The sequence below is a fragment of the Streptomyces sp. AcH 505 genome (genome assembly GCF_000818175.1).
Taxonomy (GTDB): Bacteria; Actinomycetota; Actinomycetes; order Streptomycetales; family Streptomycetaceae; genus Streptomyces.
The window spans coordinates 3146720-3164363 of sequence record NZ_JTIY01000001.1 but is presented as its reverse complement, the minus strand read 5'-3'; the positions used below and the strand labels follow the sequence as shown (position 1 = coordinate 3164363).

Below are 17644 nucleotides of genomic sequence, written 5' to 3'. Positions count from 1 at the left end.
TAGGAGCGCCCTTGACGCCCGGACCGCAACCGCGACACTCAAAGCCCAGGGGCGGCCCTACGACCGCCCGCAACTCCCGGCCCACCCAACCCCCGACCCATGCCCCCATGATCCGACCGTGGGCATCGCGAACGACGCCGACACCAACCTCCTCGGCGTCCTGCGGGCGCAGGCGTTTGCCGGGGCCGGCTGGAGGTTCCGGTCATCGTCCTGGGACGCGTACGAAGTCGAGACGAGCTGGTGCCAGGTCGCACTCGATCCTGGTGGCAGGTCGGACACCTTGCTCAACGGCGTCGTCGACCCCGACAAGGTCGACGTCCTCGCGACGCTGCTCTCGCAATTCGGGCTGAGCTTCAGCCTTGAGCTGTACGACGCGAACGGCTCCGCCATGTGCTGGCCCAGGCCGAGCAACGTCATCCGTGACGGCTGCACCGACGCGATACGCGGCCGTCCGGTGTCATCCGCATACGCGGCACCCTCGCACAGACCGTGAAGAGGCGACAGAAGACAAAGCGTCACCCCCGCCCCCCTCAAACCACCGTCGCCCCCGCCGCCGGTGACTGTGCCACCCGTGCCGTGCGGCACGTGCCCGACGCCGTGAGCGCCTTCGCCACCTGGGTGGCGGTCTCCTGATCCTCCGTCAGGAAGGCCGTCGTCGGGCCCGATCCCGAGACCAGGGCCGCCACCGCGCCCGCCGCCGTGCCTGCCGCGAGGGTGTCCGCCAGTGACGGGCGCAGTGAAAGCGCCGCGCGCTGGAGGTCGTTGCTCAGTGTTGAGGACAGCGCCGCCACGTCGCCCTTGCGCAGGGCCGCCAGCAGCGCCGGGTCGGCGACCGGGGCATGCAGCCCGGCGCCCTCCGCCTCCGCCAGCCGGTCGAACTCGCGGAAGACGGCCGGAGTCGACAGCCCGCCGTCCGCGACGGCGAACACCCAGTGGAACGTGCCGCCGACGTCGAGCGGGGTGAGCTGCTCGCCGCGGCCCACACCCAGCGCCGCGCCGCCCAGCAGGCTGAAGGGCACGTCGCTGCCCAACTCGGCGCAGATGTCGAGGAGTTCCCGCTGCGACGAGTTGAGCTGCCAGAGCACGTCACACGCCAGCAGCGCACCCGCACCGTCCGCGCTGCCGCCCGCCATCCCCCCGGCGACCGGGATGTCCTTAGCGATGTGGATGTGGACGCGCGGGTCGATGCCGTGCCGTGCGGCCAGCGCGAGTGCCGCGCGGGCCGCCAAGTTCGTACGGTCCAGGGGGACTTGGTCCGCGTCCGGGCCTTCGCACGTGACGCGCAGCTCGTCCGCCGGCGTCACCGTCACCTCGTCGTGGAGCCCGACGGCCAGGAAGATGTTCGCGAGGTCGTGGAAGCCGTCGGGGCGGGCCGCGCCCACCGACAACTGCACGTTGACCTTCGCAGGAACCCGAACTCGTACTCCTACTCGAGCGCTCACGCACCCGCCCCCTTCGACTCCGCCTTCGATCCCGGCTTCGACTCCGCGATCCGCGCGAACTCCTCCACCGTCAACGACTCCCCCCGCGCCTGCGGCGACACCCCCGCCGCCACCAGCGCCGCCTCCGCCGCCGGCGCCGACCCCGCCCATCCCGCGAGTGCCGCCCGCAGCGTCTTGCGGCGCTGCGCGAACGCCGCGTCGACCACCGCGAAGACCTCCAGCCGGGACGCGGTCGTCTTCACCGGCTCCGCGCGCCGTACGAGCGCGACCAGCCCCGAGTCCACGTTCGGCGCCGGCCAGAAGACCGAGCGGCCGATCGCACCGGCCCGCTTGACGTCCGCGTACCATTTGGCCTTCACCGACGGCACCCCGTACACCTTGTTGCCGGGCCCCGCCGCCAGCCGGTCGGCGACCTCGGCCTGGACCATGACCAGCGTCCGCTCGATGGTCGGGAAATGCTCCAGCATGTGCAGCAGTACGGGCACGGCGACGTTGTACGGAAGGTTCGCGACGAGCGCCGTCGGCGGCGGGCCCGGCAGTTCCGTCACCCGCATCGCGTCCGAGTGCACCAGCGCGAACCGGTCGGCGCGCGACGGCATCCGCGCCTCGATCGTCGCGGGCAGCGCGCCCGCCAGTACGTCGTCGATCTCGACCGCCGTCACCCGGTCCGCCGCTTCGAGCAGCGCCAGGGTCAGCGAGCCGAGCCCCGGGCCGATCTCCACCACCACGTCGTCCGCGCGTACCGCCGCCGTACGGACGATCTTGCGGACGGTGTTGCCGTCGATCACGAAGTTCTGGCCGCGCTGCTTCGTCGGGCGTACGCCCAGCGCTTCGGCCAGTTCACGGATGTCGGCGGGGCCGAGGAGTGCGTCGGGCTCAGTGGTGCTCACCCGGTAAGCCTACGGCCGCAGTGCGGCCACGGACTCGCCCCCCGTTGCACGTAGAGCTTCTTCGCCCGCCGGGTCTGCTCGCCCGCCGGCGCGTCCTGCGGACGGCCGCTGCCGCCCAGCGACCGCCAGGTCCCGGTGTCGAACTGGTAGAGACCGCCGTAGTTGCCGGACGAGTCGACCGCGTTCGGCCGGCCGCCCGACTCGCACGCCGCGAGCCCGCCCCAGTTCAGCCCGTCGGCCCCGCCGCCACCCGCGCCACCGCCCGCACCGTCATCCGCGACAGGGACCGGTTTCGGCTTCGTACCGACCCTGACCCGCTGCGTGACCGGCTCGCGCACCACCTCGACCCCGATTCTGCGGGGCTTCTCCTTGACCCCGTTGACCGTGCGCAGCGCGTACGTGACGCGCCGGGAGCCCTGTCTGCCCTGCCGGTCGACGATCTCCGTCCCCTTGAAGACCGTCGGGTCCTGCGTCTTCTCCGTGTCGTACGGGATCGGCTCCTCGTGCACCTCGCGGCTGTCCGTGATGCGCATGACGGTGACGGTCTGGCCGTCGCGCGGGAAGCTGCTCCCGGGTACGGACGTGTCGTCCTTCGCGTGCAGGGTGATCCCCGCGTCGGCCAGCGCCTCGCGGACCGTCGCCGCGTTGGTGCGGATGGTGCGTTCGCGGCCGTCGGCCATGAACGTCACGGCCCGCTCGGTCCGTACGTCCAGGGCAAGACCGTGCCGCGAGATCGCCGAGGACCTGGACACCGACAGGAACGCGCCCTCGGCGCGCACCCCGAGCTGCCGCAGCGCGCCGTCGACCGTGCGGGCCGTCGTCCAGACGCGGCGGCGCTGCCCGTCGAGGGTCAGCAGTACGGGACGGCCGTAGCGGACGACGACCTCGTCGCCGTCCGCGAGGTCGTCACCGGGAGCCGGGGCGACGATGTCGTGCGCGCCGACCGTGACGCCCTGGTCGGCGAGCAGTTCGTCCACACCGCCCGCGAAGGTGTGCAGGGTGCGGGGTGCGCCGTCGACGCTGAGCTTCACGGCCTTGTCGTTGGCGACGAAGGCGGAGGTCCCGCCGGCGAGGAACGCGACGACGAGGGCCTGCGGTACGAGCCTGCGCAACGTGTCGGGGGCCGGGGCTGCGGGTCTGCGGCGGCGCGAGCCACGGCGGGAGACGTTGGCGGGAGCGTCGCGAGGCGCGCCACCGGAAACCGCGACATCCAGCACCGTGTGCTGCTCGGGCACCGTGTGCTGCTCGGGCACCATGTGCCGCTCGGGCACCATGTGCCGCTCGGGCACCATGTGCTGCTCGGGCAGACACGGCTCCAGCCACGGCACCGTCGGCGCCGACGCCAGCGCCGCCGCCGAAGGCGCAGGTCCGGGCGGAGGCGGCGGCTCCACCGTCCTGGTGGCGTGGCGGCGGCCGCGTGCCGCACGGTGACTGCCCTGCGAATTGCTCACGACGCTCCACAAGTTCGGGTGACCACGACCGTGGTGCCCCGGGAGAGTAGCGGAGCTTTCGTCACTCTCCAAAGCGACTCGACCACACACCGTGGTCACGCCTCACCCGCAGCGGCAGAGTTCAGGTGGCCGCGTAACCGAAAGCCGCCGCCGTGTTACGCGCCACGGCCCCCGCCATCGCGTCCTCGTCGATCTCCCGCACCTCCGCCATCGCGCGTAGGGTCACGGGAATCAGATACGGCGCATTCGGGCGGCCACGATACGGCGCCGGCGTGAGAAAGGGCGCATCGGTTTCGACAAGAATCAGCTCCAGCGGCGCTATTGTGAGCGCGTCACGCAACGGCTGAGCATTTTTGAATGTCACATTGCCTGCGAATGACATGAAGTAACCGGCCGCAGCACAAACTCGCGCCATTTCCGCATCACCGGAATAACAATGGAACACGGTCCGCTCGGGTGCGCCTTCCTCGGTGAGGATCCGCAGTACGTCGGCGTGCGCCTCGCGGTCGTGGATGACCAGCGCCTTGCCGTGCCGTTTGGCGATCTCGATGTGCGCGCGGAACGAGCGCTCCTGCGCCGCGACGCCCTCGGGGCCCGTACGGAAGTGGTCGAGCCCGGTCTCGCCGACGGCGAGCACCTGCGGGAGGGCGGCCAGCCGGTCGATCTCGGCCAGCGCCTCGTCCAGCGCGGCCTCGCCGCCGCCGGCCCGCTCGCCCTGGCGCGACCAGCCGTCCGGGTCGCCGTGGACGATACGGGGCGCCTCGTTGGGGTGCAGGGCCACCGCCGCGTGGATGTTCTCGTGGGCCGCCGCCGTCTCGGCGGCCCAGCGTGACCCCTTCAGGTCGCAGCCCACCTGGACGAGCGTGGTCACTCCGACGGACGCGGCCTTCGCGAGGCCCTCGTCGACCGTGTCGCTCTGCATGTCCAGGTGGGTGTGCGAGTCGGCCACCGGCACCCGGAGGGGAGCGGGCAGCGGTGGGGCTGCTTGTTTCGAACTCATGGGCGCGATCCTACGTAGCGGCTACGCGGTACCACGCCCCGCGGACGTCAGCTCTCGTCCCGCCGGCGTCAGCCCTGATCGCGACTCTCGTCGTGGTGCTGATGGTGGAAGGGGTGCAGCAGGTCGGACAGGTGCCAGTGGTGGTGCTGACCGGACTTCTTGACGGCCGCACCGCCGTCGCCCGGTATCGCGGCGTCCGCCGGACTCCCGGACGTGACCCCGGTCGTCCCGGAAGCGGCTCCGGAAGCCGTCCCGGGTATCGCCGCCGCCGCTGCCGGTGTCTCCGCTGTGTGGAACTGTCCTGCCAGCGCCCGTACGGACGACACCTGGCCGGACCTCATGATGCGCACGACGTGCCCGCCGCAGTTGCCACAGGTCGGGCTGGACAACGGGGACGGGACCCGCAGGCCCTCGCACTTGTACACAACGAAGTTGTGACCGTCGCCGTCGACGTGGTGCTCAATGTCGTAGGCCGATTCCCAGCCGTGTCCGCATCGCATGCAGGCGAAGGCGTATGCCTCGTGTGCCACGACGCTACCGGTGATCTCACTCATGCTTTCTTCCTCTCCACTCATCCCAGTGGACGCCTTTACCGGCGGAAGTGCATCAGTGCCTGTCGATTAATGGAGCGGTCTTGGCCTTCTCATGCCCCAATGCCCATTGACCCGGTCTCGGCTTTGCATTTCACGATGGTCCTTTACTGTCAGCGGCCCCCGCGCGAGCCGCGTTCTTTGCCGCGACCACCGCATCGAAGACCTCCCGCTTGGGCAGCCCGGCGTCGGCGGCGACAGCGGCGATGGCCTCTTTGCGCCGCTCCCCCGCCTCCTCCCGCACGAGCACCCTGCGTACCAGCTCGTCGGCGTCGAGATCCTCGCCGCCACGCTCGGGGGCTCCCTCGACCACGACGGTGATCTCGCCCCGTACGCCGTCGGCGGCCCACGCGGCCAGCGCGCCGAGACCGCCGCGCTTCACCTCTTCGTACGTCTTGGTCAGCTCACGGCAGACGGCGGCCCTGCGGTCGGCGCCGAAGACCTCGGCCATCGCGGCGAGGGTGTCGTCCAGGCGGTGCGGCGCCTCGAAGTAGACGAGGGTGCGGCGCTCGTCGGCGGCGTCCCGCAGTCTGCTGAGCCGTTCGCCCGCCTTGCGCGGCAGGAAGCCCTCGAAGCAGAAGCGGTCGACGGGCAGCCCGGACAGCGCGAGCGCCGTCAGCACGGCGGAAGGACCCGGCACGGCCGTGACCTTGATGTCGCGCTCGACCGCCGCTGCCACCAGCCGGTAGCCGGGGTCGGAGACCGACGGCATGCCCGCGTCCGTGACCAGCAGCACCCGCGCGCCGCCCGCCAGCGCCTCGACCAGCTCGGGGGTACGGGCCGACTCGTTGCCCTCGAAGTACGACACGACGCGGCCCCGCGTCTGCACGCCCAGCGCCTGGGTGAGTCTGCGCAGCCGCCGGGTGTCCTCGGCGGCCACCACATCGGCCGTCTCCAGCTCGGCGGCGAGCCGGGGCGGCGCGTCCGTCACGTCCCCGATGGGGGTCCCGGCGAGGACGAGCGTGCCGAGGGCGGGCGTGGGATGGTCTAGCGGCGTCGCGTTCACACCGGCCATCCTCGCAGGAGCGGGGGCAAGCGCCCTCCTCCCGGGGGCGGGCGCACCCCGCCCACAGCGGCGTTCCCTACGATGGCGCGGTGACCAGTACCGCGCCCAAGTCTCTGCAGGGCCACGACGCCGACGACACGCCGCCTTCCTGGCCGCAGCGACTGCGCCGGTTCGGCCATGTCCCGCGCCAGGTCACAGGGCTGCGCGACCGGCTCGATCCCCCCTTCAACCAACCGTCCGAACGCCTGTGGGACGTGCTCAACGTGCCCCCGCTGCTCGCCCGCCGGCTGACCCGCTGGTCGGGCTGGGGCGGTCCGCTGCTCGTCGCGCTGCTCGCCGGCGTGCTGCGGTTCTGGCACCTCGGCAGTCCGAAGGCGGTGATATTCGACGAGACGTACTACGCCAAGGACGCCTGGGCGCTCATCCACCAGGGCTACGAGGGCAACTGGCCCAAGGACATCGACAAGCAGATCCTCGCCGACCCGTCCGCAGTGCCGGTGCCGAGCGATCCGGGTTACGTCGTGCACCCGCCGGTCGGGAAGTGGGTCATCGGCCTCGGCGAGCAGCTGTTCGGCTTCGACCCCTTCGGCTGGCGTTTCATGGTCGCGGTGCTCGGCACGCTGTCGGTGCTGATCCTGTGCCGGATCGGCCGGCGGATGTTCCGCTCGACGTTCCTGGGCTGTCTCGCCGGGCTGCTGATGACGGTCGACGGTCTGGCCTTCGTGATGAGCAGGACCGCGCTCCTCGACAGCGTGCTGGTCTTCTTCGTGCTGGGCGGCTTCGGCTGTCTGATCGCGGACCGCGACTGGACCCGGCGGAAGCTCGCCGCCGCGCTGCCGGTGGACGACGAGGGCGTGCTGCGGCCCGACGTACGGGTCGCGGAAGGACTGAAGCTGGGCTGGCGGCCCTGGCGGCTGGCGGCCGGGCTGATGCTGGGCCTCGCGTTCGCGACGAAGTGGAACGGCCTGTTCGTCCTGGCCGCCTTCGCCCTGATGAGCGTGCTGTGGGACGTGGGCTCGCGCCGCACCGCGGGCGCCGTACGCCCGTACCGCGCGGTGTTCCGGCACGACGTGCTGCCGGCCTTCGTGTCGACGGTGGTGCTCGCACTCGCCACGTACCTGGTGTCGTGGAGCGGCTGGCTCTTCACCGACAAGGGCTACTTCAGGGACTGGGCGCAGCGGGACGGCAAGGGCGGCTCGTTCACCTGGCTGCCGGACTGGCTGCGCAGCTTCTGGCACTACGAGCACGCGGTGTACGAGTTCAACGTCAACCTGACGTCGGGCCACCAGTACCAGTCGAACCCGTGGTCCTGGATCGTCCTGGGCCGGCCGGTCTCGTACTTCTACCAGTCCCCCGCGCCCGGCACGGACGGCTGCCCGTCCGACGCGGGCGAGAAGTGCGCCCGCGAGGTCCTGGCGCTGGGCACCCCGCTGCTGTGGTGGGCGGCCTGCTTCGCGCTCCTGTACGTCCTGTGGCGCTGGGCCTTCCGCCGCGACTGGCGCGCAGGGGCCATCGCCTGCGGCGTGGCGGCGGGCTGGGTGCCCTGGTTCATCTACCAGGAGCGCACGATCTTCCTCTTCTACGCGGTCGTCTTCGTCCCGTTCCTGTGTCTGGCGGTGGCGATGATGATCGGCGCGATCATCGGCCCTGCGGGCTCCGACGAGAGACGCCGGACGATCGGCGCGGTCGGCGCGGGCGTCCTGGTGCTCCTGATCGTCTGGAACTTCATCTACTTCTGGCCCATCTACACGGGCACCCCGATCCCGTACCGCGACTGGCAGAACCGGATGTGGTTCGACACCTGGGTGTAGCCGCCCGGAGGACTCAGACTGGTCGGATGACTGACGAGCGGACGTCGGACGAAGCGACCAGGCAGCTGCTGACCCGTTTCCTGGACGCCGTGCGGCCCGTCGTGGCGCCTGTGGCCGTCTGGGCGCACGGGTCTCTTGGCGGGGGTGACTACCAGCCGGGGCGTAGCGATCTCGATCTGATCGCCGTCGTCGGGCGGCCCTGTACGGAGGCCGAAGAGGCGCGGCTGCGGGAGTTGCATGAGGGGCTGGTCGCGGACTCGCCGCTCGGGGGCAAGCTGCATTGCGGTTACCTGGCGGCCGAGGAGCTGGCCGACCCCTCGCTCACGCATCTCACCTGGGCGCAGGAGGAGTTGATGCGCCGGCCGGTCACGCCGGTGACCCGGCGCGAGCTGCGTCAGTTCGGGGTCGTGCTGGCCGGTGTGTCGCCCGCGGGGCTGCTGCCCGCCGTGAGTGACGAGGAGTTGGCGGCGTTCGTCGTCGGGGATCTGGCCGGTTTCTGGCGGCCCGTCGTGGACCGGCCCGAGGTGTGGGTGGCGGACGTGTGGGTGGATCTCGGTCTGCTGACGCTGGCGCGGGCGCTGGTCACGCTGCGGGACGGCGAGCTGATCACCAAGCGCCGGGCGCTGGACGTGCTCGGTGAGCTGGGTGCTCCCGCCGAGGTCGTGGCCGACATCAGGGCGCGCCGGTACGGCGAGCCGGGTCCCGCGTCGGAGGAGTGGCCGGCGCGCCGGGCCGCTCTCACGCTCGCCTTCCTCGGTCCGGCGATCGACCGGGTCGTCGCGGATTACGCCATCCCGGTCCGATAACGCTCTCCCCTGGTGTCACACGGGTCCCGTAGAGTGCGTCCCGACTGCCTTTGAACATGTTCAAAGGGGCTCCTGGGGAGGGGGATCGCATTCATGCGAAGCGGGGCGAAGGCTGCCGTCATCGGCGGGGCGTTCATCGTGGTGGCCGGCGGGGTCGGGTGGGGCGCTTACAACGTGCTCGACGGGATCACCGGCGGCGGGGGTGACGGCGGCACGTCGAACGTGTCGTCGAAGAACGAGGTGAAGAGCGGACCGCTCAGTTCCGACGAGGTCGACAAGACGGCGAAGGACTTCCTGAAGGGCTGGGCCGCCGGCTCGGAACCGACCGATGTGGCACAGCTGACCAACAACCCGGCCGACGCGGCGACCGCGCTCGACGGGTACCGCGCCCAGGCCCATGTCACCAAGGCCGTGATCACCCCGGGCAAGGCGACCGGTGCGACCGTGCCGTTCACCGTGCGGGCGACGGTGTCGCTCGGCGGGAAGACCAAGCCCTGGTCGTACAGCTCGAAGCTGACCGTGGTGCGCGGGCTGACCACCGGACGCCCGCTGGTCGACTGGCTGCCGACCGTCATCCACCCGAAGCTGACGAAGACCAGCCATCTCGTCACCAGCGAGGCGCCGACCCCGCCGATCAAGGCGGTCGACCGTAACGGCAAGGAACTGACCAAGGCCAAGTACCCCTCGCTGGGGCCGATCCTGGACGCGCTGCGGGAGAAGTACGGCGCCGACGCGGGCGGTACGTCCGGTGTCGAGCTGCAGATCCAGAGCGACGGCGACAGCGTGCCGGGGACGACGCTGCTCACCCTCAGCAAGGGCAAGGCGGGCAAGCTGCGCACCACGCTCGACGCGAACGTGCAGGGCGCGGCCGAGCGCGCGGTGAAGGAGTTCGGCGAGGCGTCGGTCGCGGCCGTCAGACCGAGCACGGGCGACATACTCGCGGTCGCCAACAACCGTACGGACGGCTTCAACGCGGCCATGCTCGGCAAGCAGGCCCCCGGCTCCACGATGAAGATCATCACCGCCGCGATGCTGATGGAGAAGGGCCTGACCGGGCCCGGCCGTCCATCCCCGTGCCCGCCGACGGTGATGTACGAGGGCCGTACGTTCAAGAACGACGGCGGGTTCTCGATCCCGAACGGCACGCTGACGCAGGCGTTCGCGCGCTCCTGCAACACGTCCTTCATCAAGTGGATCGACGACGTGAAGACCAACGGCCGGACGGACGAAGGGGCGTTGAAGAAGGAGGCCGAAGAGGTCTTCGGGCTCGGCATGGACAACTGGAAGACGGGCGTGACGTCCTTCGACGGCAGTGTGCCGTTCGCCTCCGGCGGTGAGGCCGCCGCGCAGTACATCGGCCAGGGCACCGTCCAGATGAACGTGCTCAACATGGCGTCCGTCGCCGCCACCGCCAAGAACGGCACGTTCCGGCAGCCCGTCGTCGTCCCGCAGTCGCTGGACGGCCGCGACCTGGCCCACGCCTCGCGTTCGCTGCCGAGCTCGGTGGCGCAGGGGCTGCGCGACATGATGAACGTCACAGCGACCAGCGGTACGGGGGCGCAGGCGATGGCCTCGCTCAGCGGCTACAAGGGCGCGAAGACCGGCTCCGCCGAGGTCGACGGCCAGCACAACCCGAACAGTTGGTTCGTCGGGTTCCAGGAGGACTGCGCCGCCGCGGCCGTGGTCCAGGCCGGCGGACACGGCGCCGACGCGGCGGGTCCGGTCGTCGCCAAGGTGCTCGCGGCGGACTAGAAGACGGACAGGGGAGGCGGCAGGCGGAAAGCTGGTCGCACCAGCCGTCCCTCTGCCGTTAGCGTGCTGGCCATGACCCTTTCTGACAGTGCCGCCAGTCCCCGCTTCACCGAAGCCCTGCGTGAACTCGGCCTCGAAGCGGTGGGTGCGCAGGTCCGCCGCTTCCCCGACGCGACCCGTACGGCGGTGGAAGCGGCCGCAGCCGTCGGCTGTGAGCTGGGCGAGATCGTCAAGTCGCTGATCTTCACGGCGGACGGCGAGCCGGTACTGGTGCTGGTGGACGGCGCTTCGCGCGTCGATGTCGAGCGCGTACGGCAGGAGTTGGGCGCCGCGTCCGTCAAGCGGGCCGGCGCCGAGCTGGTCCGGGAGACCACCGGCTACGCGATCGGCGGCGTGCCGCCCTTCGGGCACCGTACGAAGACCCGGGTCCTCGCCGACCGGGGGCTGCTCGACCACGACGTGGTGTGGGCGGCGGCGGGCACCCCGCACACCGTGTTCCCGCTCGACCCCGCGTCCCTCGTCGCCCATGCCGGCGGCACGGTGGTGGATGTGCGCGAGCGCGCCGCGTGACCCCGCTGATCGTCTCGGCCGTCCTGGTCGCGGCCCTCACCCACGCCTCGTGGAACGCCATCGCCCACACGATCAAGGACCAGTTGGTCGCCTTCACGCTCATCTCCGGTGCGGCGGCGCTGATTTCGGTGGTGCTGGCGCTCTTCACGCCGATACCGCGCGCCGAGGCGTGGCCGTATCTGATCGGGTCGGCGGTGCTGCATGTCGCCTACCAGGTGCTGCTGATGCGGTCGTTCAGCCTCGGCGACTTCGGCCAGATGTACCCGATCGCGCGCGGCACCGCGCCGCTGGCCGTCACCGTGCTCGCCGCCGTCTTCGTCGGTGAGTCGCTGGACGGCTGGCAGGCGGCGGGCGTCGCGGTCTCGTCGGCCGGGCTCCTCGGCGTCGCGCTGTGGGGCATGAAGGGCGCGAAGACCAAGCCGCAGTGGCCGGCGCTGCTGGCCGCCGTCGCGACGGGCCTGTCGATCGCGTCGTACACCGTCGTGGACGGTGTCGGCGTACGCAACTCCGGCACATCGCTCGGCTACATCGCCTGGCTGATGATCCTGGAGGGCGTGCTGATCCCGGCGTACGCGCTGTACACCAGGCGCGGCGCCCTGCCGGCCCAACTGCGCCCCCACGCGGCCCTCGGGGTGCTCGGCGCCGTGCTGTCGCTCGTGGCGTACGGGCTGGTCCTGTGGGCCCAGACGCGCGCGGCGCTGGCGCCGATCTCGGCCCTGCGCGAGTCGTCGATCATCGTGGGCGCGGCGATAGGCGCGATCTTCTTCAAGGAACGCTTCGGCGCCCCGCGCATCGCCGCCGCCGGGCTGATGGTGGTGGGCATCGGGCTGATGCTGCACAGCAGTTGAGCCAGGGCGGCCGGCGGAACCAGGACAGCCGGCTGAACCCGGGCGGGCAGATGAACATCAGCTTCCGCACCGCGCGTTGAGCGGGCGGGCCCCGGCGGAAGCGGCCAGACTGGGGGCCACCGGGATTCAGGGGAACCGCCCCGCGCCCCCGACGAGAGCGCAGCGCCATGCACTGGTCCGAACACGCCATCTGGTGGCACGTCTACCCCCTCGGCTTCACCGGCGCCGAGAGCGAGGCGCTGGAGCCGTCCGCACCGGCCGTCCCCCGGCTCGCGCGACTGTCCGGGTGGCTGGAGTACCTGCGCGGTCTCGGCTGCAACGGACTCGCCCTCGGGCCGGTGTTCGCATCCGAGACGCACGGCTACGACACCGTCGACCATCTGCGCGTCGACAGCAGGCTCGGCACCGAGGACGATCTGCGGCGGCTCGTGGACGAGGCGTCGGCGCAGGGCGTACGGGTGCTGCTCGACGGGGTGTTCAACCACGTCGGACGCGGCCACCCCGCCTTCGCCGACGTGCTCGCGCACGGCGACGCCTCGCCGTACGCTTCCTGGTTCCACCGGAAGCCCGACGGGGAGTACCGCACCTTCGAGGGCCATCACCAGCTGGTCGCGCTCAACCACGACGAGCCCGCCGTCGCCGACTACGTCACCGAGGCGATGACGTACTGGCTGGAGCGCGGGATCGCCGGGTGGCGGCTGGACGCCGCGTACCAGGTACCGGTGGCGTTCTGGCGGACGGTGACCGACCGGGTGCGGGCGAGGTTCCCCGAGGCGTGGCTGGTCGGCGAGGTCATCCACGGCGACTACGCCGGTTTCGTGAAGGCCGGCGGGCTGGACTCCGTCACCCAGTACGAGCTGTGGAAGGCGCTCTGGAGTTCGCTCAACGACCGGAACTTCTACGAGCTTTCCTGGTCGCTCGACCGGCACAACGCCCTGCTGGAGACGTTCGCGCCGCAGACCTTCCTCGGCAACCACGACGTGACCCGGATCGCCAGCAAGCTGACCGATCCGCGCCATCTGGAGCACGCGCTGGTCCTGCTGTTCACGCTCGGCGGTGTGCCGTCCGTCTACGCGGGCGACGAGCAGGCGTTCCAGGGCGTCAAGGAGGACCGCGCGGGCGGCGACGACGCCGTACGGCCCGCGTTCCCCGACGACCCCGCCGAACTCGCCCCGTACGGCGCGCCGGTGTACCGGCTGCACCAGCTGCTGATCGGGCTGCGCAGGCGCCATCCGTGGCTGGTGCGGGCGCGTACGTCGGTGACCGAGCTGAGCAACACGAGCTTGGCGTACACCGTGACCGACGGCCCCGCCGACGGAGCGGCCGACGGAGCGCGGACGCTCGCCGTCGCGCTCAACCTCGCCGACGAGCCCGCCGATCTCGCGCTGCCGTCCGGCGCCTGGCAGCAGCTCGCCGGCAGCGGTTCGGTGCGCGCTGACGGGGTGGGGCTGCCGGGCGCCGGCTGGATCGTCGTCGGTACCGAGCCCGGCTGAAACGTCGGCACCCAGCCCGGCTGATCAGATCGGCCGGGCAGGCCCTACTCCCCGCCCGCCAGGTCCCGGCGCAGCCCCAGGTGCGCCGACAGGATCCCGCCGTCCACCGGCAGCGTCACGCCCGTGATCCATGACGCGTCCGACGACGCCAGGAACGCCACGGCAGCCGCGATGTCCTCGGGCTTCCCCACCCGGCCCATCGGGTAGTGCGGGACCGCCAGCGCCAGCGCGTCGCCGCGGTCCGCCCAGGCGTCCGTGCCGATCGTGCCGGGCGCCACGAGATTGACCCGTACGCCCCGCGCCGCCGCGTGGCCGGCCAGCGTACGGGTCAGGCTCGCCAGACCCGCCTTGGCCGCGCTGTACGCGTGGTTGCCGAAGTCCTGCTCGCCGTTGACCGAGCCGATCGAGACGATCGCGCCGCGCCCCGACGCCACGAGATGCGGCAGCGCCGCACGCGCGCAGCGGTAGGCGCCGGTCAGGGTGATGTCGATGTCCCGCTGCCAGACCTCGTCCGGCTCGTCCTCGAAGAGCGGTGCGTCCATCCCGCACGAGTACGCGTTGTTCACGAGCACGTCGAGCACCCCGAACTGCTCGACCGCGTACGCCACCGCCGCCTCGACCGCCGCCCGGTCCGCCACGTCGCAGCCGAGCCCCAGCGCGCCGGGGATGGTCGCCGCCGTCTTCTCGGCGCGCTCCGCGTCCAGGTCGGTGACCAGCACCCGGGCGCCCTCGTCGGCCAGCCGACGGGCCGTGGCCGCGCCGATGCCCTGGCCGGCTCCGGTGATCAGTACGCCATATCCGTCGAACCGCCTCGTTGCGCTCATCGGCCGATCATGCCGCCGACCGCACCGCCCGCACCAGAGCCTGTGCGCGCGGATCTGCCGTGACGCCCTTGCGCATGCCGTTGGTGACATAGCCGAACGCGATGCCCGAATCGGGGTCGGCGAAGCCCAGCGAACCGCCGCGCCCCGGGTGCCCGAAGGACGACGGGCCGAGCAGCGGGGCCGCGGGCCCGTGCAGCATGAAACCGAGGCCGAAGCGGGTGGCGACGACGAGGACCCGGTCGGGTCCCGCCGACTCCTCGGTCCTGGCGAGGGTGACGGTGGCGGGCGCGAACAGCCGGTGTCCGTCGACCGGTCCGATCATCGCCGCGTAGCAGCGGGCCAGGGCGCGCGCCGTCGCGATGCCGCCGGACGCGGGGAGTTCGGCCGCGCGGTACGCGGGCGCGTTCTCGTCGGGCAGCGGGTCGATCACGCCGAAGGCCCGCCGGGTCAGCGAGTCGGGGTCGTCGTACGCGGCGGTGACCGAGCGCTTGGCCCGCAGCCGCAGCGCGCCGCCCACCGGGGGCGGTTCCTGTACGGGGCCGATCCGGCCCACCCGGTGTGCCTCGTCGGCGGGCAGTCCGAGCCAGAAGTCGAGGCCGAGCGGCCGGGCGATCTCCTCGGCGACCCACCGGCCGACACTGCGCCCGGTGACCCGGGAGACCAGTTCGGCGATCAGCCAGCTGTAGGTGTGCGCGTGGTAGCCGTGGTCGGTGCCCGGCTCCCACGCGGGCCGCTGCGCCGCCAGCGCCCTGGGGCCGGACACCCCGTCGACCGCCTCGGCCGGGGTCAACGGCCGGTCGAGCACGGGCAGTCCGGCGCGGTGCGAGAGCAGGTGCCGGACGAGCACGCGCTCCTTGCCCGCGGCCTTGAACTCCGGCCAGTACGTGCCGACGGGCGCGTCCAGATCGATGTGGCCGCGCTGGTGCAGCAGCAGCGGTACGGCGGCGGCGACGCCCTTCGTCGCCGACCGTACGACCTGCGCGGTGTCCAGCGCCCAGGGCTCGGGGCCGTCCACGTCGCGCGTGCCGCCCCACAGGTCCACGACCTTGCGCCCGTCGCGGTAGACGGCGACGGCGGCGCCATGGTCGCCGAGTTGCTCGAAGTTCCGTACGAAGGCATCCCTGACCGGCTCGAAGCCGGCCTCCACCGTGCCCTGGACGTCCACGCCCGTACTCCCGCTCGTTCCGCCCTGCCCGGCCCATCCGCGGCGTCGTCGCGACGCCGTACCTCTATGGTGCTACGTCACCGAGGGAGACCGAACGCGGGTCGAATCCGAAAGGCAGTTCAAGGCGGTGCGCGCCCATCAGTTCCGCGTCGCCGAGCAGCCGCTGCGTGGGCCCGTCGGCGGCGATGACGCCGTCGCTGAGGATGACGGCGCGCGGGCAGAGTTCGAGGGCGTACGGCAGGTCGTGCGTGACCATCAGCACCGTGACGTCCAAGGTCCGCAGGATGTCGGCCAGTTCACGCCGGGAGGCCGGGTCCAGGTTGGACGACGGCTCGTCCAGGACGAGGATCTCGGGCTCCATCGCGAGGACGGTCGCGACGGCGACCCGGCGGCGCTGCCCGAACGACAGGTGGTGCGGCGGCCGGTCGGCGTACTGCTCCATGCCGACCTGGGTGAGCGCCGTCACCACCCGCGCCTCCAGCGCCTCGCCGCGCAGCCCGGCGGCGGCCGGGCCGAACGCCACGTCCTCGCGGACCGTCGGCATGAACAGCTGGTCGTCGGGGTCCTGGAAGACGATGCCCACCCGGCGCCTGATCTCGGCGAGATGCTGCTTGCCGACGGGCAGCCCGGCGACGGTCACCGATCCGGCGCCGGCCGTGAGGATGCCGTTCAGATGCAGCACGAGCGTGGTCTTGCCCGCGCCGTTGGGGCCGAGTACGGCGACGCGCTCGCCGCGCGCGATGGTCAGGTCGACGCCGAAGAGGGCCTGGTGGCCGTCGGGGTACGCGTAGGCGAGGCCACGCACGTCGAGGGAGGGCGGCGCAGGTGCGGCGGCCGTGTCGAGGCCGGTCGGAGCGGTGGTCACAGGGTCCAGCCAAGCAGACAGACGGCGGCGGCCGTCACCGGGAGCGCGGCGGCGTGCGCCCACTGGGCGCGGGACGCGGTCACTTCGTCGATGACGGGCATGGTGCCGGTGTAGCCCCGGCTGACCATGGCGAGATGGACGCGCTCGCCGCGCTCGTAGGAGCGGATGAACAGGGCGCCCGCCGACTTGGCGAGGACGCCCCACTGCCGTACCCCGCGCGCCTCGAAACCGCGTGAGCGGCGGGCGATGGACATCCGGCGCATCTCGTCGGTGATCACGTCCCCGTAGCGGATCATGAAGGAGGCGATCTGCACGAGCATGGGCGGCAGCTTGAGCCGCTGCAACCCGAGGAGCAGCGAGCGCAGTTCGGTCGTGGACGCCAGGATCACCGAAGCGGCCACGCCCAGCGTGCCCTTGGCGAGTACGTTCCAGGCGTCCCACAGTCCCGGCTGGCTCAACGAGAGCCCGGCGACGTGGACTTGCTCGCCGGGGACGACGAAGGGCATGAGCAGCGCGAAGGCCACGAACGGGATCTCGATGAGCAGCCTGCGCAGCAGGAACCCGGCCGGGATCCGGGCGGCGGAGGCGACGGCGCCGAGCAGCAGCGCGTACAGCGCGAACGCCCAGACCGCCTCGCGCGGGGTGGAGACCACGACGAGGACGAAGCAGAAGACGGCGGCGAGTTTGCAGTGCGGCGGCAGCGCGTGGACCGGCGAGTGGCCGTGCCGGTAGAGCTTGTGCGCGTGTCCGGCGCCCATCAGGCGCTCCCGCCGGCCGTGACCGAGCCGGTCGAGTTGGTGGAGTCTGTGCCCTCACGACGCCTGCGCACCGCCCAGAAGACGCCGCTGCCGACGACGACGGTGGCGCCGACCCCGATCACCCCGGCGAGGCCGCCGGAGATCCGGGCGTCGGAGATGTCCTTGACGCCGTAGTCGGCGAGCGGGGAGTCGGCGGACGCGTGCTCCTCGGTCTTCTTGTCGATGCCCTTGTCGGCGGCGACCTTCTCCAGGCCGTCCGGGCTGGACGACGCGTAGAAGGAGACGAACCCGGCCAGCACCAGCGCGGCGACGATGCCGGCCGCCCAGACGCCGCGCGTGGAGCGGGCGGCTGCGGGAGCGGCGGCGGGGGCCG

Annotated in this window: 18 protein-coding genes; 7 read left to right on the top strand and 11 right to left on the bottom strand. The window is 71.9% G+C overall.

The annotated features are described in order from the left end of the window. Positions 1–118: 118 nt before the first annotated feature. Positions 119–493, top strand: a complete 375-nt coding sequence (locus HY68_RS14540; RefSeq protein WP_041988872.1) for a hypothetical protein — start codon at positions 119–121, stop codon at positions 491–493. A 37-nt stretch (positions 494–530) separates the two neighbouring features. Here HY68_RS14540 and HY68_RS14535 read toward each other — a convergent pair whose 3' ends face one another. The 6 genes from HY68_RS14535 to rsmI all read right to left on the bottom strand — a co-directional run bounded on the left by HY68_RS14535 (position 531) and on the right by rsmI (position 6379). Continuing rightward, on the bottom strand, positions 531–1442 hold the full coding sequence (locus HY68_RS14535; RefSeq protein WP_041988870.1) for a 4-(cytidine 5'-diphospho)-2-C-methyl-D-erythritol kinase: 912 nt from the start codon (positions 1440–1442) through the stop codon (positions 531–533). Then, positions 1439–2332 carry a 16S rRNA (adenine(1518)-N(6)/adenine(1519)-N(6))-dimethyltransferase RsmA gene (rsmA, locus tag HY68_RS14530; RefSeq protein ID WP_041988868.1) on the bottom strand — a complete coding sequence of 298 codons (894 nt, stop codon included), beginning with the start codon at positions 2330–2332 and terminating at the stop codon, positions 1439–1441. The genes HY68_RS14535 and rsmA overlap by 4 nt, the downstream gene beginning before the upstream one ends. Further along, positions 2329–3588: a resuscitation-promoting factor gene (locus tag HY68_RS14525; RefSeq protein WP_241778768.1), complete on the bottom strand. Its 1260-nt coding sequence runs from the start codon at positions 3586–3588 to the stop codon at positions 2329–2331. The genes rsmA and HY68_RS14525 overlap by 4 nt, the downstream gene beginning before the upstream one ends. Positions 3589–3904: 316 nt before the next feature. Then, positions 3905–4783, bottom strand: a complete 879-nt coding sequence (locus tag HY68_RS14520) for a TatD family hydrolase (RefSeq protein WP_041988867.1) — start codon at positions 4781–4783, stop codon at positions 3905–3907. A gap of 68 nt (positions 4784–4851) precedes the next feature. After that, complete coding sequence (locus tag HY68_RS14515; protein ID WP_041988865.1) at positions 4852–5337, bottom strand: hypothetical protein; 486 nt, start codon at positions 5335–5337, stop codon at positions 4852–4854. A gap of 130 nt (positions 5338–5467) precedes the next feature. Continuing rightward, positions 5468–6379: a 16S rRNA (cytidine(1402)-2'-O)-methyltransferase gene (rsmI, locus tag HY68_RS14510; RefSeq protein ID WP_241778575.1), complete on the bottom strand. Its 912-nt coding sequence runs from the start codon at positions 6377–6379 to the stop codon at positions 5468–5470. A gap of 89 nt (positions 6380–6468) precedes the next feature. Here rsmI and HY68_RS14505 point away from each other — a divergent pair, with 89 nt between their 5' ends. From HY68_RS14505 to HY68_RS14480, 6 genes are all read left to right on the top strand, one after another. Further along, positions 6469–8190, top strand: a complete 1722-nt coding sequence (locus HY68_RS14505) for a phospholipid carrier-dependent glycosyltransferase (RefSeq protein WP_041988861.1) — start codon at positions 6469–6471, stop codon at positions 8188–8190. Positions 8191–8216: 26 nt separating this feature from the next. Then, complete coding sequence (locus HY68_RS14500) at positions 8217–8996, top strand: nucleotidyltransferase (protein ID WP_041988860.1); 780 nt, start codon at positions 8217–8219, stop codon at positions 8994–8996. A gap of 93 nt (positions 8997–9089) precedes the next feature. Beyond that, entirely contained in the window at positions 9090–10748 is a 1659-nt protein-coding gene (locus HY68_RS14495) for a penicillin-binding transpeptidase domain-containing protein (RefSeq protein WP_041988858.1), read from the top strand. A gap of 72 nt (positions 10749–10820) precedes the next feature. Then, positions 10821–11318, top strand: a complete 498-nt coding sequence (locus HY68_RS14490; protein WP_041996068.1) for a YbaK/EbsC family protein — start codon at positions 10821–10823, stop codon at positions 11316–11318. Continuing rightward, positions 11315–12166 carry a DMT family transporter gene (locus HY68_RS14485; protein WP_041988857.1) on the top strand — a complete coding sequence of 284 codons (852 nt, stop codon included), beginning with the start codon at positions 11315–11317 and terminating at the stop codon, positions 12164–12166. The genes HY68_RS14490 and HY68_RS14485 overlap by 4 nt, the downstream gene beginning before the upstream one ends. A 167-nt stretch (positions 12167–12333) precedes the next feature. Then, positions 12334–13659 (top strand): alpha-amylase family glycosyl hydrolase, encoded by a 1326-nt coding sequence (locus HY68_RS14480; RefSeq protein WP_041988855.1) that lies wholly within the window; start codon positions 12334–12336, stop codon positions 13657–13659. 44 nt (positions 13660–13703) lie between these two features. Here HY68_RS14480 and HY68_RS14475 read toward each other — a convergent pair whose 3' ends face one another. From HY68_RS14475 to HY68_RS45110, 5 genes are all read right to left on the bottom strand, one after another. Then, on the bottom strand, positions 13704–14483 hold the full coding sequence (locus HY68_RS14475) for an SDR family NAD(P)-dependent oxidoreductase (RefSeq protein ID WP_041988853.1): 780 nt from the start codon (positions 14481–14483) through the stop codon (positions 13704–13706). A gap of 7 nt (positions 14484–14490) precedes the next feature. Further along, positions 14491–15648, bottom strand: a complete 1158-nt coding sequence (locus HY68_RS14470) for a serine hydrolase domain-containing protein (RefSeq protein ID WP_041988851.1) — start codon at positions 15646–15648, stop codon at positions 14491–14493. Between the two features lie 64 nt (positions 15649–15712). Continuing rightward, positions 15713–16522 (bottom strand): ABC transporter ATP-binding protein, encoded by an 810-nt coding sequence (locus HY68_RS14465; RefSeq protein WP_041996065.1) that lies wholly within the window; start codon positions 16520–16522, stop codon positions 15713–15715. Then, positions 16510–17271, bottom strand: a complete 762-nt coding sequence (gene cbiQ, locus HY68_RS14460) for a cobalt ECF transporter T component CbiQ (RefSeq protein WP_041988850.1) — start codon at positions 17269–17271, stop codon at positions 16510–16512. Before cbiQ ends, HY68_RS14465 begins: the two co-directional genes overlap by 13 nt. Continuing rightward, positions 17271–17644, bottom strand: a 374-nt coding sequence (locus HY68_RS45110; protein WP_241778574.1) for a PDGLE domain-containing protein, incomplete at its 5' end; no start/stop codon positions are given. The genes HY68_RS45110 and cbiQ, both read right to left, overlap by 1 nt.

Bases quoted from the DNA above. Each gene is read 5' to 3' on its own strand.
- HY68_RS14500 (WP_041988860.1), top strand. From the start codon at position 8,217: ATGACTGACGAGCGGACGTCGGACGAAGCGACCAGGCAGCTGCTGACC.
- cbiQ (WP_041988850.1), bottom strand. From the start codon at position 17,271: ATGGGCGCCGGACACGCGCACAAGCTCTACCGGCACGGCCACTCGCCG.
- HY68_RS14480 (WP_041988855.1), top strand. From the start codon at position 12,334: ATGCACTGGTCCGAACACGCCATCTGGTGGCACGTCTACCCCCTCGGC.
- HY68_RS14475 (WP_041988853.1), bottom strand. From the start codon at position 14,483: ATGAGCGCAACGAGGCGGTTCGACGGATATGGCGTACTGATCACCGGA.
- HY68_RS14515 (WP_041988865.1), bottom strand. From the start codon at position 5,337: ATGAGTGAGATCACCGGTAGCGTCGTGGCACACGAGGCATACGCCTTC.
- HY68_RS14525 (WP_241778768.1), bottom strand. From the start codon at position 3,588: ATGGTGCCCGAGCAGCACACGGTGCCCGAGCAGCACACGGTGCTGGAT.
- HY68_RS14495 (WP_041988858.1), top strand. From the start codon at position 9,090: ATGCGAAGCGGGGCGAAGGCTGCCGTCATCGGCGGGGCGTTCATCGTG.
- HY68_RS14520 (WP_041988867.1), bottom strand. From the start codon at position 4,783: ATGAGTTCGAAACAAGCAGCCCCACCGCTGCCCGCTCCCCTCCGGGTG.
- HY68_RS14490 (WP_041996068.1), top strand. From the start codon at position 10,821: ATGACCCTTTCTGACAGTGCCGCCAGTCCCCGCTTCACCGAAGCCCTG.